Here is a 24,807-nt window from a genome sequence, read left to right on the forward strand (position 1 = left end):
CGGGCCCGTCCCCCTCAAGCCCGTCCCGCGATCGAGGACACCGCCGCCCACACCCCACGCATCCGCCCACCCGTAAGGAGCCGCACCGCATGGACACCGGAACCCCGCCGCCCCCGGGCGGCCCCGTGGAGGCCGGGGCCTACGACGTGCTGCGCCGCCGGCTCTCCGCCCAGGCCGCGGAGCTCACCCGCCGGGCCGAGGCGCTCAACTCCCGTCGCACGCAGGAGTTCGGCTCCACCGGGCTGCGGCTGCTCGGCAGCGATCAGATCCGTACCGAGCAGCCCGCCAACCCCCGCGACCTCGTCGCGATCGGCGGCCGGCTGCTGTTCGGCTTCGAACGCGGCCCCGGCCGGCGCGACGAGCCCGCCGTCGACGACGTACTCGCGCTGTACGACGCCGAGCTGGCCCCCGGCACCGGTCCGCTCCTCACCGACGAGGCGTTCGTCCGCGAGTTCGACGGGCTGCACCGCTACTACCGCGACGCCCGGCTGCTGCGGCTGCGCCGTACCGACGGCCGGCTCCTCGCCGTGTTCCGGACCGGCGAGAGCGCCGAGGACATCCGCGTCCTGCGCTGGGCCCTCGACGCCGACGGCACACCCGGCGCGTTCCTCGACGCCCGCGGCGAGCGCGACCACGTGTTCCCGCCGTCGCACGACTTCGCCTGGACCGTCGCCGGACGCGAGTCCCACATCCCGGGCCGGCACCCGCACATCGCCATCGGGGGAACGGGCGACGGAAGCGACGCGCGGCTGTTCGTCACCACCCTCGGCGGCAGCCTCACCGTCAAGGCCGTCAACGACACGGACACCCCGGACGGGATCTACCGGGAGCCGGTCACCGAACCCCTCCAGTCGCTCGCCGACGCCGAGGTCGAGTACGCGGAGCTCGGCCCGCTGGTCCTGCTCCGCGTCCGTCCGTACAAGGAGGAGGCCGCCCGCCACCTCGTGTTCAACTCGCTCCTCGGCACGGTGCTGCGGCTGGACGGCATCGGCCCGGCCTGCCACCGGCTCCCCGAGGACCAGGGGATCATCTTCCCCGGCGGCTTCTACCTGACCACCGGCACCGCCAAGACCTTCGACATCGCGCGGCCGCTCACCGAGCCCGCCTTCGAGGGGGCCGTGCGCTCCCCCAACGGCGAGGACGTGCTCTACGCGTTCCGCTCCCGGGACGACGGCCGCAGCCTGCTGCTCCCCTACAACGTGATCCGCCAGGAAGTGGCCACCCCGCTCCAGGGCCGCGGCCACGCCCTGCTCGACGACGGGACCCTCGTACTCCTGCGGGACCCGGTGGAGGGACCGGACGCCGGAGCGGCACGGGTTCACCCGGTGCAGCGCTGGCAGACGCCGTACGTCTCCGACACCTACGCCGCCTCCCGCCCCGCCGGCACCGGCCCGCTGGCCCGGATCGGCAACGCCGACCTGGTGCGCGGCATCTCCGACTGCCTCGCGCTCGCGCACAGCGCGGACGGGACCACCCCGACCGGCGCGGTCTACGCGCGACTGGTGGCCGACTGCACCCGCGCCACCGACCGCTACCACTGGCTGGGCGACAGCGAACTGGGCGCGCTCGCCGTCCCGTTGACCGAACTCCGCGAGACCGCGCAGCAGGTGCTGGCCGAGTTCGAGGGCGTCCAGGAGCTGACCCGGCAGGCCGCCGACGCGCTCGCGGAGAGCGCCGACCGGATCACCGCGCTGGTGCGCCGGGTCCGCGGCGAGGCCCCGGGGTCCGCCGCCGAGTGGGTCACCCGGCTCACCGAACTCCGCGGCGCGCACGGCCGGCTGGCAACGCTCGGTGAGATGCGGTACGCGGACACCGCGCGGATCGACGAGCTCAGCGCCGCCACCGCCGACGACCTGGCCTCGGCCGGCCGGCGCGCGGTCGCGTTCCTGGCCAGGGACGACGCGTTCGCCGGCTACCACGAGGACATCGCCCGCCTCACCGAGGAGGCGACCGCGCTCGCCACCGTCACGGACGCCGCCGCGCTCGGCGAGCGGCTGACGGGGATGACGGACGGGCTGAGCACGGTCACGGACGTCGTCGCCGGGCTGGACATCGGTGACGGCGTGGTCCGCACCTCGATCCTGGAGCGGATCGCGGAGGTGCTCGGCGGGGTGAACCGGGTCCGCGCCACCCTCGACGCCCGCCGCCGCCAACTCCTCGACCACGAGGGCCGGGCCGAGTTCGCCGCCGAGTTCGCCCTGCTGGGACAGGCGGTGACGGGCGCGCTGGCCGCCGCCGCCACCCCCGACGCCTGCGACGAGCAGCTCGCGCGGCTGCTGCTCCAGCTGGAGAACCTGGAGGCGCGGTTCGCGGAGTTCGACGACTTCCTGACCGCGCTCGGCGAGCGGCGGACGGAGGTGTACGAGGCGTTCTCGGCCCGCAGGCAGACCCTTCAGGACGCCCTCGCCCGCCGCACCGAACGCCTCGCCCAGTCCGCCGCCCGGGTGCTGGAGACGGTCTCCCGCCGCAGCGCCGCACTGCCCGACGCGGACGCCGTCCACACCTACTTCGCCTCCGACCCGATGGTCGCCAAGGTCCGCCGCACGGCGGCCGAGCTGCGCGAACTCGGGGACTCGGTACGGGCCGAGGAGCTGGACGGGCAGCTGCTCGCGGCCCGCCAGGAGGCCGGGCGGGCGCTGCGCGACCGCAGCGAGCTGTACGCGGACGGCGGGGCCACCATCCGGCTGGGCCGCCACCGGTTCGCGGTGAACACCCAGCCGTTCGATCTGACGCTGGTCCCCCAGGGGGACGGGCTCGCGTTCGCCGTCACCGGTACCGACTACCGGATGCGGGTCAGCGACCCGGGCTTCGGTGAGACCCGCCCGTACTGGGACCAGCAGCTGCCCTCCGAATCCCCGTCCGTCTACCGCGGCGAGCACCTGGCGGCCCGGCTCCTGGCCGAGCAGGGCGCGGACCGGCTGGCCGCCCTGGACCCGGCCGAACTCGCCGCACTCGTACGGGAGTCGGCGGCCGTGGCCTATGACGAGGGGTATCAGCGCGGCGTGCACGACGAGGACGCCGGCGCGATCCTGACCGTACTGCTGCGGCTGCACGCCGGGGCCGGACTCCTGCGCTGCCCGCCCGCCGTCCGGGCCGCCGCCCAGCTCTTCTGGGCGCACCGGGCGGACGACGCCCTGCGGACCTCCTGGACGCGCCGGGCCCGCTCGCTGGCCCGCGCCCGTGACACCTTCGGGCTCACCCCGGCCGTCGCCGCACTCCAGGAGGAGTGGGCCGGCGTCATCGCGGGCGAGGGCGCGCGGTCCGTCGCCGCGTACCTCTTCGAGGAGCTGACGAGCGGCCCCGAGGGGTTCGTCACCAGTGCCGGGGTCCGCACCTTCCTGGACAAGTTCCGCCGTACGACCGGCACTTCGGCGTACGACGAGGACCTCGCGGCCCTCGGGGACGATCTGCCGGCCCGCCGCCAGCTCGTCGAGGGGTGGCTCACCCCGTACTCCCGCGCGAGCGGCTCGGACCTCGACGACGGCGATCTCGCGGAGGCCGTCGCCGTCGAGCTCTGCCCGGAACCGGACGTCCGCCGTTACGAGGGCGAGGCGCCGCTCACCGCGACCGTGGAGGGGCTCCTCGGCGTCCACCCGCGCATCGACCGGGGCCGGCTGCCCCTGCGGATCGACGAACTCCTCTTCCGTACCGATGAGTTCCGCACGGTCACGGTGCCCGGCTTCCGCGCCTACCAGCGCCGGCGCACCGCGCTGGCCGCTGCCGAGCGCACCCGGCTGCGGCTGGACGACCACCGGCCCCGCGTGATGTCGGCGTTCGTCCGCAACCGGCTGCTCGACGAGGTGTACCTGCCGCTGATCGGCGACAGCCTCGCCAAGCAGCTGGGCACCGCCGACGCCGACCGGCGCACCGACTCGCAGGGCCTGCTGCTGCTCGTGTCGCCGCCCGGCTACGGCAAGACGACGCTGATGGAGTACGTCGCGGACCGGCTCGGCATGGTCCTCGTCAAGATCAGCGGGCCCAACCTCGGCCACGACGTGACCTCGCTGGACCCGGCGCAGGCGCGCAGCGCGACCGCGCGCCAGGAGATCGAGAAGATCAACTTCGCGCTGGAGGCGGGCAACAACACCCTCCTCTACCTCGACGACATCCAGCACACCTCACCGGAACTGCTCCAGAAGTTCATCCCGCTCTGCGACGCCACCCGCCGGATCGAGGGGGTGCGGGACGGCGAGCCGCGCAGCTACGACCTGCGGGGCAAGCGGTTCGCGGTGTGTATGGCGGGCAACCCCTACACCGAGTCCGGGGAGCAGTTCCGGATTCCCGACATGCTCGCCAACCGGGCCGACGTCTGGAATCTCGGCGAGGTGCTGAGCGGCCGGGAGGACGTCTTCGCGCTGAGCTTCGTGGAGAACGCGCTGACCGCCAACCCGGTGCTGGCCCCGCTCGCCGGCCGGTCCCGCGACGACCTCGCGGTTCTGCTGCGGCTCGCCGCCGGCACGGAACCCGCGTCCGGCGCGAACCGGCTGGAGCACCCGTACGCGCCCGCCGAGGTGGAACGCGTGGTCGCCGTGCTGCGCCATCTGCTCACCGCCCGCGACACCGTTCTCGCGGTCAACGCCGCGTACATCGCCTCGGCGGCGCAGACGGACGCGACGCGCACCGAACCGCCGTTCCGGCTCCAGGGCTCGTACCGGAACATGAACCGGATCGCCGAGCGGATCGTGCCCGTGATGAACGACGCCGAACTGTCCGACGTCATCGACGACCACTACGCGGGCGAGGCCCAGACGCTCACCACGGGCGCGGAGGCCGCCCTGCTGAAGCTCGCCGCGCTGCGCGGGACACTCGGTCCGGAGCGGGCCGCCCGCTGGTCCGCGATCACCGCCGCCTACGTCCGCACCCAGGCGCTCGGCGGGCCCGACGGCGACCCCGTGACCCGTGCGGTGGCCGCGCTCGGCCTGCTCGCGGACCGGATCGCGGCGGTCGAATCGGCCATCAGCCGGGCGGCGGACCCCCGCCAGCTCCTCGCCCGGCCGGCGTCCGTGACACCTGGGACGCCCGGAACACCCGTGACCGCTGACCCCGGCGATCGCCAGGCCGTGTCGTCCTAGGGTTTGTCCTATGGCCTCCGGAAGGGAACAGGCATGCTGGGTCATGTGCCCCCACTTCCTCAGCAGCCCCAACGCTCCCCGTTCTCCAGCCACATGGTGGTCTGCGGCGACGACGCGCTCGCCCAGCGGCTCGCCGTGGAGCTGCGCTACGTCTACGGGGAGCGGGTCACCCTCGTCCTGCCGCCGGGGCCCGATCCGGGACGGCCGGAACTGCCGCTGACCGGGCGCGGCCGGGCTGCGGCCCTGTTCGGCCGGATGTCGTCGGCGATGAGCCGCAACGGCGGCAACGGCGGCGGGAACGGTGACAGCGACACCAACGCCGGGGTGGAGGCGGTACGCATCATCCAGGCGCACGAGCCCTCCGACGAGGCGTTGGAGGAGGCCGGTGTCGCCACGGCCGCCGCGCTCGCCCTCGTCTACGACGACGACGAGCGCAACATCCGGGCCGCGCTGACCGCCCGCCGGCTCAACCCCCGCGTCCGGCTGGTGATCCGGCTCTACAACCGCAAGCTCGGCCAGCATCTGGAGACCCTGCTCGACCAGGCGGCCGCCGTCGCCTCGCCTGGGCTCGACCCGACCGCGCTGGACGCCTCCACCACGGTCCTGTCCGACGCCGACACCGCCGCTCCCGCCCTCGCGGCGACCGCACTCGCCGGATCCAGCAAGGTGATCCAGGCGGAGGGCCTGCTCCTGCGGGCCGCGGAACGCACCCCGCCCCGGGACGGCCAGGTCGCCGACCCCGGCCTGTGCACCCTGGCCCTGCTCTCCTCCACCACCCATGACCCGGCGGGCACCGAGGGCTCCGACAGCAGCGGCGACGAGGGCCCCCAGCTGCTGCCCGACCGGACCGCGGTGGCCGCCGCGACCGGGCGCGGAACCGTCGTCCTGGAAGCCGTCAGCCAGAGCGGTCCGGCCTCCTCGACGCCCCTGATGGGCGGGCGGGGCGCACCGCTGAGCCAGATCTTCTCGCGCCGGCTGCGCTGGTCCGCGCTGGGCGTCGGCACGGCCGTCCTCGCGCTCGCGGTGGCGTCCACGTTCACCACCGGGGACGATCCGCTGCACGCCGCCTACCTGACGCTGCTCGACCTGTTCGCGATGGGCGATCCGGCCATCGGCGACCCCACCGCCCGCCAGATCATCCAGCTCCTGTCCGGGGTCGCCGGGCTGATGCTCCTGCCGCTGCTCGTCGCCGGAGTGCTGGAGGCCTTCGGCTCGCTCCGTACGGTCTCGTCGCTGCGCCGCCCGCCGCGCGGTCTGTCCGGGCACGTGGTGCTGCTGGGCCTCGGCAAGATCGGCACCCGTGTCCTGGTCCAGCTGCGCGAACTCGGCATCCCCGTCGTGTGCGTGGAGGACGACCCGGACGCGCGCGGCATCCCGGTCGCCCGGCGGCTGCACGTGCCGGTGGTCATCGGGGACGTCACGCAGGAGGGCGTGCTGGAGGCGGCGAAGATCCGGCGCTCCCGCGCCCTGCTCGCCCTGACCAGCATCGACACCACCAATCTGGAGGCCGCGCTGTACGCCCGCTCGGTCAAGCCGGACCTGCGGGTGACGCTGCGCCTGTTCGACGACGAGTTCGCCACCGCCGTCTACCGCACCCTGCGCACCGCCCACCCGCAGGCGCTGACCCGCTCCCGGTCGGTCTCCCATCTGGCCGCGCCCTCCTTCGCGGTCGCCATGATGGGCCGGCAGATCCTGGGCGCGGTGCCGGTCGAGCGGAAGGTGATGCTGTTCGCCGCGATCGAGGTGGCCGGGCACCCGCAGTTGGAGGGCCGGACGGTGGAGCAGGCGTTCCGGTCGGGTGCCTGGCGGGTCCTCGCCCTGGACGTCGCCCCGCCCGCCGACCGCCGCCCGGACCTGACGGCGCCGGGGACGGTCCCCGGCTCCGGGGACCGCCCCGGCGGCCTCGTGTGGAACCTGCACCCCGGCTACGTACTCCGGCCCACCGACCGGGTGGTCATCGCGGCCACCCGGCGCGGCCTGGCCGAACTCCTGCGCGGGCGGGGCTCGCTGACACCTCGCTGACCGGTCATGAGGCGGGGCCCCGGCCCAGGCCCCCCATCGCCTCCCGCACCTGCGTCAGCGTCGCGTCGGCGATGGCGTTCGCGCGCTCGTTGCCGGCCCGCAGCACGGACCGTACGTACCCCATGTCCCGTGCGTACTCGGCCCTCCGAGCGCGCATCGGTGCCAGCCGGGTGTTGACCGCGTCGGTCACGGTCCGCTTCAGGGCGGCCGCGCCCCCGCCGCCGATCTCCTCGGCCACGTCGTGCGGATCACGGTCGAGGCAGAGCGCGGCCAGCAGCACCAGGCCGGACACCCCGGGCCGCCCCTCGGGGTCGTAGGTGATGTGCCGGTCGGCATCCGTTGTCGCGCCCTTGATCAGGCGTGCCGTCTCGTCCGTGCCGGCGCCGAGCGCGATGGAGTTGGCGCGGCTCTTGCTCATCTTGGTGCCGTCGGTGCCGAGCAGTTGCGGCACGGCGGAGAGCAGCGCGTCGGGTTTCGGGAAGACGGGCCCGTACCGCTCGTTGAACCGCCTGGCGACGGTCCGGGTCACTTCGAGGTGGGGCAGCTGGTCCTGGCCGACCGGTACCAGGTTGCCCTTGCAGAACAGGATGTCGGCCGCCTGGTGGACCGGGTAGGTGAACATCAGGCCGCTGACGGAGGCCTGCCGGGAGTGCGTGATCTCGTCCTTGACCGTGGGGTTGCGGCCCAGCTCGGCGACGGAGACCAGGCTCAGGAACGGCAGCATCAGCTGGTTGAGCGCGGGCACGGCGCTGTGGTTGAAGATCACCGAACGTTCCGGGTCGATGCCGACGGCCAGGTAGTCCAGCAGCAGCCCCTCCATCGTCGCGGTGAGCCGCTCGGCGACGTCCCGGTCGGTCAGTACCTGGTAGTCGGCGATGAGTACGAACACCTCCACCCCGAGGCCCTGGAGCCGCACCCGGTTGTGGAGCGTGCCGAAGTAGTGCCCGAGGTGGAGCGCCCCGGTGGGCCGGTCGCCGGTCAGGACCCGGAAGCGGGCGGGGTCGCGCCGGATCCGCCCCTCCAGGGTGTCGTCCTGGACGGCGTCGGCACAGGTGGTCGTGGTCATGAGTGGTCTCTCCTCGCGTCGGTGTGTGCGTGGAGGACGGCCCGCCGGGCGAGGAGCCCGTACCGGAAAAGGGCAGAGAAAAAGGGCCGTCCATGTCGAACGGCCCTGGTCCCGCGCAGAAGAGGTGGCCGCTCCTAGGAGGAGCGCCACCAGTTCCGGCACGGCACGGAGGTCATGGGGCGATCGTAACGCGCCCCGGCCCCGCGTCACGGCACTTCGCGCGCCCCGGGCGCGGTTCGGCGCCTTCTGCGGGGCTCATGACCGGCCTGTGGCCCGTGGGTGCCCTGTGCTCGCGAAGGTGATCCAGCAGGTGTCGGCTGCAGTGTCCAGGAGGTACCGGACGCGTCCGCCCCCGGTCACCTCGATCTGCCACTGCTCGCAGGTCTGCCCCCGGTGGGTTCCGTGGGCCAGGCTGCCCTTCAGCCTGTGATGCCGGGGCGCCTCGGCGGGCGGCCTCGGGTCCGTACGCATGGTGATCCAGGCGCGGTATGTGTTGCTGAGGGCCTGCCGGCCCAAGCTCTCCAGCCCTTGGCCGCCGCCGCATCGGCGAAGCGGACTTCCCACTGCCTTTCAGGCGCGGGAGGTGCTGCCCGGTCGCCGCGACCCGCGCTCACGCGAGCTCCCGCGGGTCGGGCACCTGCCCGTAGTCCGCCTCTTGGTCCCTGGTCAGCGCGGCCAGCAGTTCGGGGTCGGAGTGGACCTCGGCACTGTGCTGCCATGCGGTGAGCATCTGTGCGACGGAAGCGCTGTTGCCGACCGAGTCAGCCGCGCGCATGGTGTCGACCAGTTCGACGGCGAAGGCCTGGACATCAGGTTCGGGGAGGAACCGGACCCAGGGGAACGCGTCCGGCAGTATGTCCAGGAGCAGCTCCATGCTGCCGGGCTCCCGTCGGGCCATGGCGGCGAGCAGGCGCGTCGCGGCCGACACCACCCTCCGGTCCTGTTCGGCCCGCACCGCCGTGGTGAGGACCAGATCCTCGCCGTCCCTGCGGTGCAGCAGCAGCTGTGGTGACTCATCGAGCCGGGCAAGGGTCTGCTTGTTCTTGTTCACCAACTCGGAGAAGTTCACGGCAGCGCTCTCGTTGCTCATGACTTTGAAACTACTTCGAAAGTTCCCCTTCGACTATCGCCCGCACGAGTGACACGGAATCGGTGGTGCGACAGAGCGCGCGTACGCCTCTCACGCGCCCCTCACGCCCTCCGGAGCAGCCCGACCGTCCCCGCCAGACCCTCGTCGCCGTGGCCCTGAGCCACCCGCAGAGGTGCTCATCCTGTGGGTGCTGGACGTCGAACCCTGCCGGTTCGGTGAGCTGCGGCGCTCACTTCTTGGCGTGCTCGCCCACGTAGAAAAGGATCATGACGAAGCCCGCGAACAGGTGCGTGGCGAAGATGTAGATGAAGACGCGCAGGGCGACGCCGCGTTCCTTCCAGGCCTCGCTGCCGCCGCCGTAGTCGTGGTCGATCCCGCTCCCGGGCTCGGGCCGAGGCGCGTCGTCGTTCCCTGTGCCGGTCCCGCTCATATCCGCTTCCGCCTCCGTCCCGCCCGGGGCTCGGGCGACCTCCGTACCCCTTCAGCGTACCCAGGGTCCGCGCCGGGCGGTCTCGCGGAATAGGGAAGCGGGGTGCTCCGTTGTAGAGTGTGTTCACATAGTTCAACGTTCAACAATATTGGAGGCGGGCGCCATGCAGTTCGGGATCTTCACCGTCGGGGACGTCACCACCGACCCGACGACCGGCCGGACGCCGAGCGAGCACGAGCGGATCAAGGCCACGATCGCCATCGCGCAGAAGGCGGAGGAGGTCGGCCTCGACGTCTTCGCGACCGGCGAGCACCACAACCCGCCGTTCGTCCCGTCCTCGCCCACGACCACCCTCGGCTACATCGCCGCCCGCACCGAGAACCTGCTCCTGTCCACGTCCACGACGCTGATCACCACCAACGACCCGGTGAAGATCGCCGAGGACTACGCCACGCTCCAGCACCTCGCGGACGGCCGCGTCGACCTGATGCTGGGCCGCGGCAACACCGGCCCCGTCTACCCCTGGTTCGGCAAGGACATCCGCCAGGGGATGCCGCTCGCCATCGAGAACTACGCCCTGCTGCACCGGCTGTGGCGCGAGGACGTCGTCGACTGGGAGGGGAAGTTCCGCACACCGCTCCAGTCCTTCACCGCGACCCCGCGCCCGCTGGACGGCGTGCCGCCGTTCGTCTGGCACGGCTCGATCCGCTCCCCGGAGATCGCCGAGCAGGCCGCGTACTACGGCGACGGCTTCTTCCACAACAACATCTTCTGGCCCATCGAGCACACCGAGAAGATGGTGCGCCTCTACCGGCAGCGCTACGCCCACTACGGGCACGGCACCGCCGAGCAGGCCATCGTCGGCCTGGGCGGGCAGGTGTTCATGGCCAAGAACTCGCAGGACGCGGTACGGGAGTTCCGCCCGTACTTCGACAACGCACCGGTCTACGGGCACGGCCCCTCGATGGAGGACTTCACCCAGCAGACACCGCTGACCGTGGGCTCCCCGCAGGAGGTCATCGAGCGGACGCTGTCCTTCCGGGACGCCGTCGGTGACTACCAGCGCCAGCTGTTCCTGATGGACCACGCGGGGCTGCCGCTGAAGACCGTCCTGGAGCAGCTCGACATCCTCGGCGAGGAGGTCGTACCGGTGCTGCGCAAGGAGTTCGCCGCCCTGCGGCCGGCCGGGGTCCCCGAGTCCGCGCCCCTGCACCCCGCCGTCACCGCCGCCACCGTCGCGAAGGAGAGCTGACACCGTGTTCGCCACCGAACCGCTGAGGATCGTCGCCGTCTCGGCCGGGCTGAGCCGCCCCTCGTCGACCAGGCTGCTGGCCGACCGGCTGGCCGGGGCCACCCGGGACCGGCTGGACGCCGAGCAGGACCGCCCGGCCGAGATCCGGGTGATCGAGCTGCGTGACCTGGCCGTCGACATCGCCAACCACCTGGTGACCGGGTTCCCCTCGGCCGCGCTGGAGGAAGCGATCGGCGCGGTCACGGAGTCGGACGGGCTGATCGCCGTCAGCCCCGTCTTCACCGCCTCGTACAGCGGACTGTTCAAGTCGTTCTTCGACCTCGTCGAGAACACCGCGCTGACCGGGAAGCCCGTCGTCGTCGCCGCGACCGGCGGCACCGCCCGGCACTCGCTGGTACTGGAGCACGCGATGCGCCCGCTCTTCGCCTACCTGCGGGCCGTCACGCTGCCGACGTCGGTGTACGCGGCGTCGGAGGACTGGGGTGCGTCGGGCGACGCGTACGCCGACGGGCTGCCGGCCCGGATCCGGCGCGCGGGCGGCGAGCTGGCGAGCGCGATCACCGGCGGCCGGGCCGTCTCCGGGGCGACCAGGGCCCTCGGCGTGGACGACGAGGTGGTCCCGTTCGAGCAGCAACTGGCCGGTCTCCGGCCGGCCTGACCGACCCGAGTGCTGTGGTACCGACCCCAGTGCTGTTGTTTCGTCCCATTTGATTAGAGTTGGCCGGGAGGGCGCGCCGTCGGGAATCCGCACGGCGCACCCGCGCAACCGAACCGAACCGAGCTGGAGGCAGAGATGGGCAGGATCGTGGTGGGCGTTGACGGCTCCGAGTCGTCGATCAAGGCACTGCACTGGGCCGTACGCCAGGCGGAGCTGACCGGTGACACGGTCGAGGCCGTCAACAGCTGGGAGTACCCCGCCACCAGCTGGGCGTCCATGATGCCGGGCCTGCCGGAGGACTTCGACCCGCAGGCGCTGGCCACCGTGTCACTCACCGAGGCGCTGGAGGAGGCCCTCGGCGCGGTGGGTGCCGCCGCGGTCAGCAAGGTCGTGGTGATCGGCAACCCGGCACAGTCCCTGCTGGACCGGGCCGAGGGCGCGAGTCTGCTGGTGGTGGGCGCGCGCGGATACAGCGGTTTCAAGGCCACCCTGCTCGGCTCGGTCAGCCTCCACGTCACCCAGCACGCACCGTGCCCGGTGACGGTGGTACGCGGCTGACGCCGACACGCACAAGCGGGGGCGGGCCCGCGCGTTCACCACGAACGCGCGGGCCCGCCCTCTGCCGTCTCGGGCGTACATCGCGACCGCGCGGGCCCGCCCCGTGCCGTCACATCGCCACGACGTCCGCCACCGGGCCGGTTCTCGTGATCCGGAACAGTTCGCCCTCGCGCAGCGCATACGCCCCCGAGTCCCCTGTGTGCACGGGCCCCGGGGCGCTCAGTCCTCGTGCGTGTAGAACGTGTAGAACGCGGCCAGCAGCATGCCCGCCCCGGTCAGCAGGCCCAGCACCGAAGCCGCGAGCACGCTCTTGCCCGACAGGCTGTACAGGAAGCCGATCGAGCCGCCGAACAGCGCACCGTAGGCCGCCGCCCGCAGTCCGACCGGCAGCCGCTTCTGCATCCGGCCCAGGCCGAAGCAGAGGACCGCGAGGACGGCGCCCGAGATCAGACCGAGGGCGAGCTGCCCGCCGGTGAGCACACCACCGCCCCGGACGATGGACGTCGCGTACCAGCCGAGGATCACCCCGAGCGTGACGGGCAGCGCCCAGCCGAGGGTGGAGTGACGCTGTGCACGCGCGCGCGTCCTGCGTGCCTGCACCGAAGCATGTGCGGCCATGGCGGGAAGCTCCTTCCGTCGCCCCCCTCTTCCCTCCAGAGCACACCTGGTCGCGCCGCCCGGCAACTCGAATGGCTCACGGCCCGGGGCGCTCCCGGCGCATCCGGGATTCCCTGGTGAGGTGCGGACCTACTTCTCGACGGCACTCTCGGCGGCACTGCTGGTGCTGCTCGCCGTCCTGGTACCGCTGAGCGCGCTCTCCGCCTGGGTCGATCTGGAGATCGACGACACGGACCGTTACGTCGCGGCCGTGGAGCCACTCGCCTCCGATCCCGCTGTGCAGAACACCGTGGCCGACCTGATCACCGACGAGGCGATGAAGCAGATCGACGTCGGTCCGCTCGGGGACACCGTGCGCGGCTTCCTGCACCAGGCCGTGCGGTCCTTCACCACGACCGATGCCTTCCGGGCCGCGTGGAAGGCCGCCAACCGCACCGCCCACGAGGCCGTCACCGCCGCGCTGGACGGCGGGACCGGCGAGAGCGTCACCATCGACCTGGCACCCGTGACGGAACAGGTGAAGCAGAACCTGCTGGACAACGGGGTGCCGTTCGCCGACCGCATCCCCATCGAGCACACCGACATCCAGATCGTCTCCGCCGACCGGGCCGACCAGCTGCGGCAGAGCTTCCGGTGGCTGCGGGCCGCGAGCATCTGGCCGGCCGTCGGCACGCTGGTGTTCGCCCTGCTGGCCGTGGTCCTGGCCTGGGTGCGCGGCGGGCCGGGACGCCGGGGCTCCGCGCTCGCCGCGCTGGCCGCCACCGCCGTCGCCGGAACCGGCTTCGCGGTCGGCGCGCTGCTGCTGCGCGGGGCGCTCGCCTTCGCCCGCAACCGGGTGCTGGCCGAGGTGCCGGGCAACGAGACCGACGGGGCGGCCGCGGTCTACGACGCGCTGACGGCGTCCCTGCGCACGACGGTGTGGATCGTCTTCGGTGTGGGTCTTGCCCTGGCGGTGTGCGCGGTGGCGGCACGGATCTGGGCCCAGCGGGTGCTGCCGGTACCGCCGCCCGAAGCGTGACGGATGCGCCCGCGGGCGCCGACGTGCGGGCGCGGGCGGGCCGGGGAAGAGTGGATCGCGTGCACTGCCGGGGGCGACTGGAAGGTCTTCCGTATGCGAGCCATCGCCGTCGGCGCGTTCCGGGCCGACCCCGCACTGATCGAGGTTCCCAAGCCGGAACCGGCAGCCGGCGAGGTACGGGTGAGGGTCGAGTACGCCTCCCTCAACCCCTACGACTGGCAGACCGCCGACGGCTCCCTGGAAGGACAGGTCCCGCATGTGTTCCCGCTGGTCGTCGGCGTGGACTTCGCAGGCCGGGTGGACATGATCGGCAGCGGCGACAACCGCTTCCGGGTCGGCGACAAGGTCTTCGGCCGGACCGGGCCGCCGGTCGGCACCGGTACGTACTGCGACTACGTCTGCGTCTCGCAGGACGCCGCCATCACGCTCGTCCCGCCCGGCCTGGACGGCCGGACCGCCGCCGCGCTGCCGTCGGCCGGCATGGCGGCCGCGCAGATCCTGGAGACGGCGGTGCTCCGCGGCCACGAGAGCCTGCTGATCATCGGCGCGGCGGGCGGCGTCGGCAGCTGTCTGACCCAGCTCGCCACGGCCCGCGACGTGCGCGTGATCGCGGCGGTGCGCGGCGACGAGCGGTCCAGGATGGGTTCGTTGGGCGCCGCCGCCACGGTCGACACCACCCGGGGCCCGGTGGCCGACTCGGTGCGGGCGGTCTGCCCGGACGGCATCGACGCGCTGGCCGACCTGGTCTCCGCCGCCCCGGAGGCGTTCGCCGTCCACGCAGCGACGGTCCGGCCCGGCGGTATCGCGATCAGCACCCGGGGCGCCGCGGCCGGGGCGGCGCTCCCCGAGGGCGTGCGCGGCATCGACTTCCGGCTCGACCCGAGCCCCGTCCTGCTGGACGTCCTGGCCGCGGGCGCCGCGGAAGGGGTGCTCCGGGTGCCCATCGACATCGAACTCCCGCTGGAGAAGGCCCCGCAGGCCCTGAACCGCAACCGGGCCGGCGGGGCCCGCGGCAAGACCGTCATCGTGCTGCGCAACCGCGGCCACCGCTGAACCTCACCCCCACGCACATCGGCAGCAGCCGGCACCGAGAGGAACGAGGACGTCATGAGCGACCAGGAGCACGACATCATCGGCGGCATCGACGGACTCGTCGCGGAGGAGCGCGCCCTGCGCGACCGCGGCGGCCGGGACCCGGGCCTCACCGCCGACGAGCAGGAGCGACTGCGTACGGTGGAGGTCCGGCTCGACCAGTGCTGGGACCTACTGCGGCAGCGCCGTGCGCTGAGCGAGTTCGGGGACGACCCGTCACGGGCCCGGGTCCGCCCGGCCGACGAGGTCGAGGGATACCAAGGCTGACCGCCGAACACCGGAGGGATACGGCGGCCGGCCGCTGAACACCTGAGAGAAGACACAAACCGACCGCCGAACACCTGAGGGAAACGCACACCGACCGCCGAACACCGGAGGGAAAACGCATTGGCCGGCACCGGTTCCGCCGCGGCGCCGCGGCGGGGGATGCCGCCCGTCTGGCTCCGGTACGGGCTGCGCCCGCAGCCCACCCCCGTCCCCTGGGCCGCCGTCGCCCGCGCGTCCGTCGCCCTGGCCGCGCCGCTCGCCGCCGGGTTCGCCGTCGACCGGCCGGTGTACGGGGCGCTCGTCTCCATGGGCGCGCTCTCCGGCGTGATCGGCGACACCGCCGACGCGTACCGGATGCGCATCCTCAACATCGCCGTACCGCAGGTGTTCGGCGCGCTCGGCATCATGATCGGCACGCTCGTGCACGGGTCCGGCTGGGGCGCCGTGGCCGTGCTCACGGTCGTCGGGCTCGCCTCCGGGATGATGTCGACGATCGGCGCGGTGGCCTCCGTCTCGGGCCTGCTGCTCCTGCTCAACTCGGTCGTGGGCGCCGGACTTCCGATGCCGGACCCGTGGTGGGTGGCGCCGCTGCTGCTGACGCTCGGCGGACTGTTCGTCCTCGTCCTGACGCTGCTGGCCTGGCCCCTGCGGCGGAAACTGCCGGAACGGGTCTCGGTCGCCGGGACGTACTGCGCGGTCGCCGATCTGCTCGCCGCCGCCGGCACCGACGCGTACGAGGAGAAGCGGCAGGCCGTCACCCAGTCCCTCAACACCTCCTACGACCTGATCCTGGCCCGCCGCGCCCGCTACCACGGCCGCAGCGGCGCCATGGTGCGGATGCTGTCCCAGCTCAACGTCGTCATCCCGCTGGTCGAGGCGGCCCCAGCGGTGCACCTTCGGCGGCGTCCGCTGCCTGCCGAGATCCCGGCGGCGGTGCGGAACCTGGCCGATGACATCGAGGAGAGCCGCACCGGCGGCGCCGAACCCGCCCTGCCCGCACCGGACTCGCCCGCCACCCGGGCCGTGGACAGCGCCCTGCGGCACGCCGCCGCGGTCGTCCACAAGGCCGAACCCGACCCGTACAACGTCGACGACCGGCTCGGACGGCCCGCCGCGCTGGGGGTACGTGTCCGGCGTGCCACCCGCAGCGTCCTGCGCTCCGGGCCCTCGTGGCGGTACGGGCTGCGCCTCGCGCTCTGCATCGGGCTGGCCCAGTCGCTGACCTCACTGGTCGACGTGCCGCGCTCCTACTGGGTGGCGCTGACCGTCACCTTCGTCCTCAAGCCCGACTTCGGTTCGGTGTTCTCCCGCGCCGTGCTGCGTTCGGTGGGCACGGCCGCGGGCCTCGTCATCGCGGCGCCGGTGCTGGCGAAGGTGCCGATCGGCTGGTGGGACGTGCCGGTGATGGTGCTGCTCGCCGCGCTGATCCCGGCGTTCACGGCGAAGGGTTACGCCTTCCAGACGGCGGCCGTCACCCCGGTCATCCTGCTCCTGTCCGATCTGCTGAACCATCAGGGCCTGGACCTCGTCCGGCCGCGCTTCCTGGACAGCCTGATCGGCTGCGGCATCGTGCTGGTGGCCGGATACCTGCTGTGGCCGGAGAGCTGGCACACCCGGATCGGCCACCGCCTGGCCGACGCGGTGACGGACATCGCGGACTACGTGGCGTACGCCTTCGAACCGGAGGCCTCCGGCGACCGGGCGGAACGGGTACGGGCCCGGCGCCGCATCTACCGCGATCTGTCCGCCGTACGCTCCGAGTTCCAGCGCGCCCTGACGGAGCCGCCCCCGACCGGCCGCCGGGCCGCCGCGTGGTGGCCCCTGGTCGTCGCGGTGGAACGGATCGTGGACGCCACGACCGCGGCCCGGGTCCGCGTCAACCACGGGGCCCCGGAACCGGAACCGGCCGAGGTGGCCGAGGTGCAGCAGCAGCTCCGCGAACTGGCAGCGGGCATCAGCGCGAGCGAGGTCCTGGTGGAGGTGCGCGCCGAACTCCCGGGCGACGAGGACGGCGTACTGGCCCCGCTGCGCCAGGAGGTGGCAGCGGCCAGGGCGATCGCCTCCCCACAGCCGTAACGCCACACCCCGCACGGGCCAGGTCACCCCGCACGGGCCGCGCTCACTCCGCACGGGCCCGGTCACTCCGCGGGCGGCCCGTCCCCCCGCAACCGGTCCATCTCGCGCCGGTCCCGCTTCGTCGGCCGCCCCGCGCCCCGGTCCCGCACCGGCACCTGGATCGCGGCCTCGCGCGGCGGCGGGGGCGGGCTGTTGTCGACGAAGCACTCCGCCGCCACCGGAGGCCCGACCCGCTTCCTCACGATCTTCGACACGACCACGACCCGGTCCCGGCCCGCGTGGCGCAGCCGTACCTCGTCGCCGACGTGCAACGCCTGGGCCGGCTTGGCGCGCTCGCCGGCCACCTTCACATGACCCGCGCGACAGGCGGCGGCAGCCTGCGCACGCGTCTTCGTCAGCCGGACCGACCAGATCCAGACGTCGACCCGAACGCTGCCCGCCGCCTGCGGTGCCTCACCGGAAACCATGCTTCCGACTCTAGTGCGCCCGATACGCGCGGAACCCGGCTGCTCGCGTCAACGCGTCAACCAGGCAACTCGGCACTACAGAAATACATGTGAATGACGTACATCAGAACACCACAGCGCGGTTACAGGACTCGGTCCGGGATCGGTTTCGGCTCAGTTGTCCCTCAGGCGGGCCGCGCCACCGAACGGCCTGATCCGGCCGCTAACCTTACGTATCCGCCCTGGCCAGGGATCAATTCCCGCAGTACGGACATTCATCGCACCCAACTCACGTGAAAGGCCTCGCCCATGGGCATTCGGAGCTTGCTGCGCAAGGTGTTCGGCCGTGACGTCACGGAGCAGGACGGCCGGACGACGGCCACGGTCCCGCCCCAGGGCGAGCGCACCCGGTCCACTGAGTCGGAGTCGGTGACGGTGGACGAAGCGGTTGTGCAGACCGAGTCGGAGCCCGAACCCGCCGCCGCCGCCAAGGCATCGGTACCGGCCCCGGCCTCCTCCCTCTCGTCCCGGTCCGCCAAGTCCCCGTCCAAGTCCGTCAAGGACGACGGCGATCTGGCAACGGATCTGGTGGCAGCCGCCTTCGACAAGGCCGCCGTCCCCGCACCCAAGGCCGCTCCCACGGTTCCGTCGCAGGGCTCCGGGCCCAGGACGAAGGCCGCGGAGGCAGAGCCCGAGTCGAAGCCGGAACCGGAGTCGGAGCCGGAGTCGGTCGAGGTAACGGCGGATGCCGTGGCCCCGGAGCCCGTTGAGGCTCCGGCCGAAGCCCCGGTCCCCGCAGCCGCCTCAGCCGCCGAGCCGGTTGCCGCCGAGGCCGCGCCCGAGCCGATCACCATCGACATGGACCCGGACCCCGAACCGGAAACGGAACCGTCCGCAGAAGCAGAAGCAGAGGCAGAACCGGAACCGGAACCGGAACTCGAAGCGGAGCCCCAGCCGGCCGCCGCGGCCCCCGCGCCCCCCGCCGACGGCAAGCCCGCGCTCTCCCTCGCCCGGGTCAAGTCCCGCGCGCCGGGGCTCGTCGCCCCGTACAAGGCCGCCCAGGCCGGGCTGAAGGCGCACGGGCTGACCGGCCTGCGTGCCACCGTCTACCTGGTCCTGGACCGTTCCGGCTCCATGCGGCCGTTCTACAAGGACGGCAGTGCCCAGCACCTGGGCGACCGCACCCTCGCCCTCGCCGCTCACCTGGACGAGAGCGCCACCGTCCAGGTCGTCTTCTTCTCGACGGACATCGACGGCACCGGCACGGTCGAGCTGTCCGGCCACGAGGGCCGGATCGACGAGCTGAACGCGGGCCTCGGCCGGCTCGGCCGGACGAACTACCACCGCGCCGTCGAGGAGGTCGTCGCGCACTACGAGAAGTCCGAGGCCACCGGCCCGGCGCTGGTGATCTTCCAGACGGACGGCCCGCCGGACGTCAAGCAGGCCGCCCGCCAGGCCCTGACGGACGCGGCACGGCTGCCGCTGTTCTTCCAGTTCGTCGCGTTCGGCGACGAGGACGCGAAGGGCTTCGACTTCCTGCGGAAGCTGGACGCCCCGAACGCCGGCTTCTTCCACGCGGGCCCCGCCCCGCGCGAGGTCGCGGACGCCGCGTTCTACCGCGAGGTGCTCGCCGCGCTGCCCGCCTGGGTCGCCGCCGGCGCCTGATCGACCGGCAGGCGTACGGTCACGGCGAGCCCGCCCTCCGGGCCCGGCACCGCCGTGACCGTACCGCCGTGCGCCACCGCGATAGAACGTACGATCGAAAGACCGAGTCCGGAGCCGGGCCCCATCCGGTCCTTGCCCTCGCCCCTGCGGAACGGCTCGAACAGCCCGGGAATGTCCGCCCCGTCCACCACGGGACCGGTGTTGCACACCCGGAGCACCCCGCCCCCGCCCCCGGTGGTCAGCGACACCTCCACCGTCCCGCCGGGCACGTTGTACGTCACCGCGTTGGCCAGCAGATTGGCCACCAGCTGGGCCAGCAGCATCCGGTTCCCCAGCACCGCGCAGGGAACGGACTCGGCCGTCACCCCCGGGTGCCGGCCCGACTCCTCCGCCACCACCCGGGCCAGGTCCACGTCCTCCCGCTCGCCCTTCGCGAGCCCGCGCTCGCTGCGCGCCAGCACCAGCAGGCCTTCGATGAGCCGCTCGCTGCGCCGGTTGTTGTCCAGGAGCGTCTGCCGGGTCCGTACGAGGTCGTCCGGCGTCGGGTCGTCCAGACCGACCTGGATCGCCGCCCGCTGGGTGGCCAGCGGGGTCCGCAGCTCGTGCGAGGCGTTGGCGATGAACCGCCGCTGGCTGTCGAAGGCCCGCTCCAGCCGGGCGAGCAGCGCGTCGAGGGTGTCACCGAGCTCCTTGAGCTCGTCGTCGGGGCCGCTGGAGGCGATCCGCTCGTGCAGCGTGTGCTCGGAGAGCCGGCGCGCCTTGGCGGTCATGGCGTGGACGGGCCGCAGGACCCGCCCCGCGGTCCACCATCCGACGCCCACCGCGCAGGCCGTCATCACGAGCAGGGAGGCGGCGGACCAGATGAGCAGCTGATGACCGGCCGCGTCGCTCACGTGGTCGGTGAGGTCGTAGACGGTCGGCGGACCGAGGCTCCGGCGGGTGACGAGGGGGCCGTTCACCGCGTAGCCGGGCTGGACGACCGCGGCCCTGCGGGCGATGGAGCGGGCCTGCGAGTCCGTACCGGCGCGGGAGGCCAGGTTGACGGTGACGAGCAGGGCCGTGCCGAGCACCAGGAACACCCCGCCGTACACGAGCGCGATCCGGGTCCTGATCGTGGAGTGCGGCACCCGGGCCGGATGCTTCACAGGGCGTACCCGACGCCCTGCACGGTGCGGATCACCGCCGGTTCGCCGAGTTTGCCGCGCAGCTTGCTCATGCAGACGCGGACGGCCCCGGTGAAGGGGTCGGCGTTGGCGTCCCAGGCCCGCTCAAGCAGCTCCTCCGCGCTGACCGTCCCGCCGTCGGCCTCCAGCAGCAGTTGGAGCACGGTGAACTCCTTCGGCGAGAGGTCCAGCTCCTGCCCGTCCCGGGACGCGCTGCGCCGAACGGTGTCGAGCCGGATTCCGTACCGCTCCAGCTGCGGCGGCACGGGGCGGGCGCTGCGCCGGCGCAGCGCGCGTACCCGGGAGACCAGCTCGGGGAACTCGAAGGGCTTGCCGAGATAGTCGTCGGCGCCCAGGTCTAGCCCGGAGACCCGGTCCTCCATGGACCCGGCGGCGGTGAGCATCAGGATCCTGGTCCGGGAGCCGGAGGCCACGAGTGCGCGGGCCACGTCGTCGCCGTGCACCCGGGGCAGGTCGCGGTCCAGGACGACGACGTCGTAGTCGTGCAGTCCCAGGTAGGCCTGGGCGGCATCACCGCTGTACACCGTGTCGACGGCGAACCCCGCCCGCCGCAGCCCGGTGGCGACCAGCTCCGCCAGGATCTCCTCGTCCTCGGCGACCAGTACCCGCATCGTGATGTCCTCTGCCTCGTGCATGCGTGTCCACTCCATCCCAGGATGCGTCTTTGCTACGGGAAGCGATGTTTCGCAAAGCTCTCCGCATCCGCCCCCGCGTTTATTCGGTGCGAGTGGATCTCCCACGGACCGTTAGGATTTCGACCATGGCGGCCACTGGATCAGAGAAGCAGGGGGGCGAGGACGTGCGGAGTTTCTACGTCTCGACCCCCATTTACTACGTCAACGACGCTCCTCACCTGGGCCACGCCTACACGACCGTCGCAGGCGACGTGCTCACCCGCTGGCACCGCCAGCGCGGCGAGAAGGTGTGGTACCTCACCGGCACGGACGAGCACGGTCAGAAGATCATGCGCACGGCCGAGGCGAACAACGTCACACCCCAGGCGTGGTGCGACAAGCTCGTCGAGGAGTCCTGGAAGCCCCTCTGGGAGCACCTCGGCATCGCGAACGACGACTTCATCCGTACGACGGAGAAGCGGCACACCGACCGCGTGCAGGAGTTCGTGCAGGACCTGTACGACAAGGACGAGATCTACAAGGGCGGGTACGAGGGCCCGTACTGCGTGGGCTGTGAGGAGTACAAGCTCCCCGGCGACCTCATCGAGGCGGAGGACGGCACGAAGCTGTGCCCGATCCACAAGAAGCCGGTGGAGATCCTCAAGGAGGAGAACTACTTCTTCAAGCTGAGCGCGTACGGCCCGAAACTGTTGGAGTTCTACGCGGCCAACCCCGGCTTCATCCAGCCGGAGTCGGCCCGCAACGAGGTCGTGAACTTCGTGAAGCAGGGTCTCCAGGACCTGTCGATCTCGCGCTCGACCTTCGACTGGGGCGTCCCGGTCCCGTGGGACGACAAGCACGTCATCTACGTGTGGGTCGACGCGCTGCTCAACTACGCGACGGCGGTCGGCTACGGCGCCAACCAGGAGAAGTTCGACGGTACGTTCCCGGCGAACGTGCACCTGGTCGGCAAGGACATCCTGCGCTTCCACGCGGTGATCTGGCCCGCGATGCTGATGGCGCAGGGTCTGCCGCTGCCGGGCAAGGTCGTCGCCAACGGCTGGCTGATGGTCGGCGGCGAGAAGATGTCGAAGTCGAACCTGACGGGCATCAAGCCGCAGGACCTGACCTCGCACTTCGGGGTGGACGCGTACCGCTGGTACTTCCTGCGGGCCATCGCCTTCGGCAGCGACGGCTCGTTCTCCTGGGAGGACTTCACCGCCCGCTACACCTCCGAGCTCGCCAACGACTACGGCAACCTGGCCTCGCGCCTCGCGGCCATGGTCGGCAAGTACTACGGCGGTGCGCTCCCCGAGGCCACGGCCTCGGGCGAGGCCGAGCAGGCGGTGCGCGACGGGCTGTCGAAGGCCGTCGCCGTGGCCGACCTGAAGATCGGCGAGGAGCTGGACTTCCAGGGCGGCATCCTGGCGATCTTCGACTTCGTGAAGCAGGTCAACGGCTACATCACGGAGCAGGAGCCGTGGAAGGTCGCCAAGGACGAGTCGCCGGAGGGCCGGGCCCGCCTCGCGACGATCCTGTACACGGCCGCCGAGGCGCTGCGCGGTGTCGCCGTCCTGCTGAACCCCGTCATGCCGGACACCTCGCAGAAGCTGTGGGAGTGCCTGGGCGCCGAGGAGTCCCTCGGCGCGCTCTCCGGCCAGCGCGTGCAGGACGCCCCCACCTGGGGCCGGCTGCCGGCGGGCGCGACGGTGACGAAGGGCGCGGTGCTGTTCCCGCGCCTGGAGGAGAAGCCCGAGTAACGGACGTACACGCGGGAGGGCCGGGACCGCACCACGGGTCCCGGCCCTCCCGCGTGTCCGGACTCCCGGTCAGCGCACCCAGTTCTTGAGCGGTTCGGTGTCCAGCTCGATGCCCACCGGCTCGGGCAGCCGGACCGTCTTGCCGAACGGGACCGTCACCACCGTCTCGTACCGCACACCGTCCGGCTGGGAGTGCACCTTGACCTCGTAGCCGTCGCGGTCGATGAGCAGGTACACCGGAATGCCGGTCTCCGCGTAGGCACGCGGCTTTTCGACCCGGTCCCGGAGGTCGGTGTCGTCGTCGTACGAGGTGACCTCGACGAGCATGAGGACGGCGGCGGGATCCGCCCATTCGCCTTGGCCGACGAAGGCCCCGCTACGAGCGAGCGCCCCGTCGGACCGGGCGTTCCCCCGGCAGTACGTCCCGATCCGCAGACCCTGCTGGGCGTAGAGCCAGCGGCTGGGATCAGCCTGGAAGCACTGACGAGTGAGCCAGGCGACGATCCGCCCGTGATCCCCGTCCGGCAAGGCCTTGACCCCCAGTTTCCCGTTCACGGACTCCAGACGCGGCGCTTCTTCCGTGCGTATGGCATGACGGGCCAGGTCCTCGAAGATCTCCTGGGTCAGCACCCTGTCGTCGACCACGCTCACGCCTGCCTTCTCGGAACCGGTCTCGCGGCCCTCAGGCCAGAGGTACTTGCCGGGCGCGTGGTCTCAGCCGCTCAAGGACGCGGCGTCCCCCATCACGACGACGGGGTCCTTGGCGGGGTCGAGCAGGCCCAGGAGCTCCTTCATCCGGTCCTCGGCGATCGATACGCAGCCCTGGGTGGGGCCGCCGTGGTCGACGTGGATCCAGATGCCGCCGCCGCGCTCCGTGCCGAGCGGACGGGTGTGGTCCAGGGGGGAGGTGCCGGGGACGCGGTTGTAGTCGATGGCGATGACGTAGTCGAAGGAACCCTCCAGCGGCTCCCCGTGGAAGCCCTCGCCCGCCACCTTGAAGTCCGGGCTCAGGTCGTACGGGAACGCCGTGGCCGGGGGATCGAGCCGGCCGCCCGCCGCGGTCAGCGTGTAGACGCCGACGGGTGAGCGGAGATCGCCCTCCCAGTGGTCGGCGGTCCAGCCGTTCAGGGCGTTGTGGGCGGGCCAGGGCGCCGTGGCCGCCCGCCAGTCCGCTGCGGGGCCGTCCCGGGTGTAGAGCGCGGCGGTGGAGCGGTTGGAGTCCGGGGACTCGCCGGTGACGACGAACGCCTGACGGGCACCGGCCGGGATCGCCGCCCTGGTCCGCGGGCCGAGCCCCGGGATCTCCTGCGGCGGGGCGGGTGACGGTGCGGGCGGTGCGGCGGCGGGCCCGGCCGACGCCGGTCCGCCCGACGACGGTGCCGGCGCCCCGCCGGCCCCCGGCGGGCCGGGAACGCCGGGGGCGCCCGCGGTCCTCGTGAGGGCGCCGCCCTCACCCGTACCGGTGATGCCACCCGTTCCGCACCCGGCCAGCAGCAGGACGAGGACGGCGCAGACGACGTACGGGAGCCGCAGAGGAACGCTCGAACGGGGCACGGACACGGAGGGGCTCCTGAGCAGTCGGTGGCGAAGCCGCGGGGGCTCTGCGGACACGGCCTGGGGTCCGCTGTGCCGATGTCGGCCCAGGCAGTCTTTGCCGCAGCCGGGATTCGCCAATCCGGCACCGGGGCCATCCGGCTGTAACCGTTCAGGTGATTTGTGTATTTGTATGCCCGGAACCCCTCATGCGTCGGCGGTGCGGCCGGGGCAGGTCTGTGCGATCACGTCCCCGTTCCGGTGCAGCCGGTGCGTCTCCGGTGCGGGCTGGTGCGGGACAGCCGGGGGCGGCCGGGACGCGGAACAGCCCCCGGCCGGGCGGCCGGGGGCTGTTTCACGTGGAACCGAAGCGGAACCGCTGACGT

20 protein-coding genes are annotated in these 24,807 nt (G+C 72.5%); 11 read left to right on the forward strand and 9 right to left on the reverse strand.

Going from position 1 to position 24,807, the window contains the following annotated elements:
- Positions 1 to 89 precede the first annotated feature (89 nt).
- Complete coding sequence (locus AB0I52_RS19670) at positions 90 to 5,072, forward strand: DNA repair ATPase (RefSeq protein WP_363074213.1); 4,983 nt, start codon at positions 90 to 92, stop codon at positions 5,070 to 5,072.
- A gap of 33 nt (positions 5,073 to 5,105) precedes the next feature.
- Complete coding sequence (locus AB0I52_RS19675; protein ID WP_363074215.1) at positions 5,106 to 7,094, forward strand: NAD-binding protein; 1,989 nt, start codon at positions 5,106 to 5,108, stop codon at positions 7,092 to 7,094.
- 4 nt (positions 7,095 to 7,098) lie between these two features.
- On the opposite strand, the gene trpS is transcribed toward AB0I52_RS19675, so the two are convergent.
- The 3 genes from trpS to AB0I52_RS19690 all read right to left on the reverse strand — a co-directional run bounded on the left by trpS (position 7,099) and on the right by AB0I52_RS19690 (position 9,623).
- Positions 7,099 to 8,160, reverse strand: a complete 1,062-nt coding sequence (gene trpS / locus AB0I52_RS19680) for a tryptophan--tRNA ligase (protein WP_363074217.1) — start codon at positions 8,158 to 8,160, stop codon at positions 7,099 to 7,101.
- 610 nt (positions 8,161 to 8,770) lie between these two features.
- On the reverse strand, positions 8,771 to 9,250 hold the full coding sequence (locus AB0I52_RS19685; protein ID WP_363074219.1) for a hypothetical protein: 480 nt from the start codon (positions 9,248 to 9,250) through the stop codon (positions 8,771 to 8,773).
- A 229-nt stretch (positions 9,251 to 9,479) separates the two neighbouring features.
- On the reverse strand, positions 9,480 to 9,623 hold the full coding sequence (locus AB0I52_RS19690) for a DUF6126 family protein (protein ID WP_363074288.1): 144 nt from the start codon (positions 9,621 to 9,623) through the stop codon (positions 9,480 to 9,482).
- A gap of 220 nt (positions 9,624 to 9,843) precedes the next feature.
- Here AB0I52_RS19690 and AB0I52_RS19695 point away from each other — a divergent pair, with 220 nt between their 5' ends.
- The 3 genes from AB0I52_RS19695 to AB0I52_RS19705 all read left to right on the forward strand — a co-directional run bounded on the left by AB0I52_RS19695 (position 9,844) and on the right by AB0I52_RS19705 (position 12,148).
- Entirely contained in the window at positions 9,844 to 10,932 is a 1,089-nt protein-coding gene (locus tag AB0I52_RS19695) for an LLM class flavin-dependent oxidoreductase (RefSeq protein WP_363074221.1), read from the forward strand.
- Positions 10,933 to 10,936: 4 nt separating this feature from the next.
- Entirely contained in the window at positions 10,937 to 11,590 is a 654-nt protein-coding gene (locus AB0I52_RS19700) for an FMN reductase (RefSeq protein WP_363074223.1), read from the forward strand.
- Between the two features lie 135 nt (positions 11,591 to 11,725).
- Positions 11,726 to 12,148 (forward strand): universal stress protein, encoded by a 423-nt coding sequence (locus tag AB0I52_RS19705; RefSeq protein ID WP_363074225.1) that lies wholly within the window; start codon positions 11,726 to 11,728, stop codon positions 12,146 to 12,148.
- A gap of 219 nt (positions 12,149 to 12,367) precedes the next feature.
- Here the strand turns inward: AB0I52_RS19705 and AB0I52_RS19710 are convergent, their stop codons facing one another.
- Positions 12,368 to 12,766, reverse strand: a complete 399-nt coding sequence (locus AB0I52_RS19710; protein ID WP_363074227.1) for a hypothetical protein — start codon at positions 12,764 to 12,766, stop codon at positions 12,368 to 12,370.
- 121 nt (positions 12,767 to 12,887) lie between these two features.
- Here AB0I52_RS19710 and AB0I52_RS19715 point away from each other — a divergent pair, with 121 nt between their 5' ends.
- From AB0I52_RS19715 to AB0I52_RS19730, 4 genes are all read left to right on the forward strand, one after another.
- The gene (locus AB0I52_RS19715; RefSeq protein ID WP_363074229.1) at positions 12,888 to 13,784 is read left to right on the forward strand and encodes a hypothetical protein; all 897 of its coding nucleotides are present in this window, start codon (positions 12,888 to 12,890) and stop codon (positions 13,782 to 13,784) included.
- 93 nt (positions 13,785 to 13,877) lie between these two features.
- Complete coding sequence (locus AB0I52_RS19720; RefSeq protein WP_363074231.1) at positions 13,878 to 14,837, forward strand: NADP-dependent oxidoreductase; 960 nt, start codon at positions 13,878 to 13,880, stop codon at positions 14,835 to 14,837.
- Between the two features lie 54 nt (positions 14,838 to 14,891).
- Positions 14,892 to 15,143, forward strand: coding sequence for a DUF2630 family protein (locus tag AB0I52_RS19725; RefSeq protein ID WP_363074233.1), 252 nt, complete (start codon positions 14,892 to 14,894; stop codon positions 15,141 to 15,143).
- Positions 15,144 to 15,302: 159 nt separating this feature from the next.
- Positions 15,303 to 17,219: an FUSC family protein gene (locus tag AB0I52_RS19730; RefSeq protein ID WP_363074290.1), complete on the forward strand. Its 1,917-nt coding sequence runs from the start codon at positions 15,303 to 15,305 to the stop codon at positions 17,217 to 17,219.
- A 62-nt stretch (positions 17,220 to 17,281) separates the two neighbouring features.
- On the opposite strand, the gene AB0I52_RS19735 is transcribed toward AB0I52_RS19730, so the two are convergent.
- Positions 17,282 to 17,686: a S4 domain-containing protein gene (locus AB0I52_RS19735; protein ID WP_363074235.1), complete on the reverse strand. Its 405-nt coding sequence runs from the start codon at positions 17,684 to 17,686 to the stop codon at positions 17,282 to 17,284.
- A 288-nt stretch (positions 17,687 to 17,974) separates the two neighbouring features.
- Between AB0I52_RS19735 and AB0I52_RS19740 the strand changes: the two genes are divergently transcribed.
- The gene (locus AB0I52_RS19740) at positions 17,975 to 19,330 is read left to right on the forward strand and encodes a VWA domain-containing protein (RefSeq protein WP_363074237.1); all 1,356 of its coding nucleotides are present in this window, start codon (positions 17,975 to 17,977) and stop codon (positions 19,328 to 19,330) included.
- Here AB0I52_RS19740 and AB0I52_RS19745 read toward each other — a convergent pair.
- Positions 19,279 to 20,475 carry a HAMP domain-containing sensor histidine kinase gene (locus AB0I52_RS19745; protein WP_363074239.1) on the reverse strand — a complete coding sequence of 399 codons (1,197 nt, stop codon included), beginning with the start codon at positions 20,473 to 20,475 and terminating at the stop codon, positions 19,279 to 19,281. The genes AB0I52_RS19740 and AB0I52_RS19745 overlap by 52 nt on opposite strands.
- Entirely contained in the window at positions 20,472 to 21,125 is a 654-nt protein-coding gene (locus AB0I52_RS19750) for a response regulator transcription factor (RefSeq protein ID WP_363074292.1), read from the reverse strand. The genes AB0I52_RS19745 and AB0I52_RS19750 overlap by 4 nt, the downstream gene beginning before the upstream one ends.
- A 149-nt stretch (positions 21,126 to 21,274) precedes the next feature.
- Between AB0I52_RS19750 and metG the strand changes: the two genes are divergently transcribed.
- Positions 21,275 to 22,888, forward strand: coding sequence for a methionine--tRNA ligase (gene metG / locus AB0I52_RS19755; RefSeq protein ID WP_363074241.1), 1,614 nt, complete (start codon positions 21,275 to 21,277; stop codon positions 22,886 to 22,888).
- Between the two features lie 69 nt (positions 22,889 to 22,957).
- Here the strand turns inward: metG and AB0I52_RS19760 are convergent, their stop codons facing one another.
- Together AB0I52_RS19760 and AB0I52_RS19765 are read right to left on the reverse strand one after the other, a co-directional pair.
- Positions 22,958 to 23,533, reverse strand: a complete 576-nt coding sequence (locus AB0I52_RS19760; protein ID WP_363074294.1) for a Uma2 family endonuclease — start codon at positions 23,531 to 23,533, stop codon at positions 22,958 to 22,960.
- A 69-nt stretch (positions 23,534 to 23,602) separates the two neighbouring features.
- Positions 23,603 to 24,448, reverse strand: a complete 846-nt coding sequence (locus AB0I52_RS19765; RefSeq protein ID WP_363074243.1) for a L,D-transpeptidase family protein — start codon at positions 24,446 to 24,448, stop codon at positions 23,603 to 23,605.
- Positions 24,449 to 24,807: the final 359 nt, after the last annotated feature.

This window comes from Streptomyces sp. NPDC050423 (assembly GCF_040655445.1).
Taxonomy (GTDB): domain Bacteria; phylum Actinomycetota; class Actinomycetes; order Streptomycetales; family Streptomycetaceae; genus Streptomyces.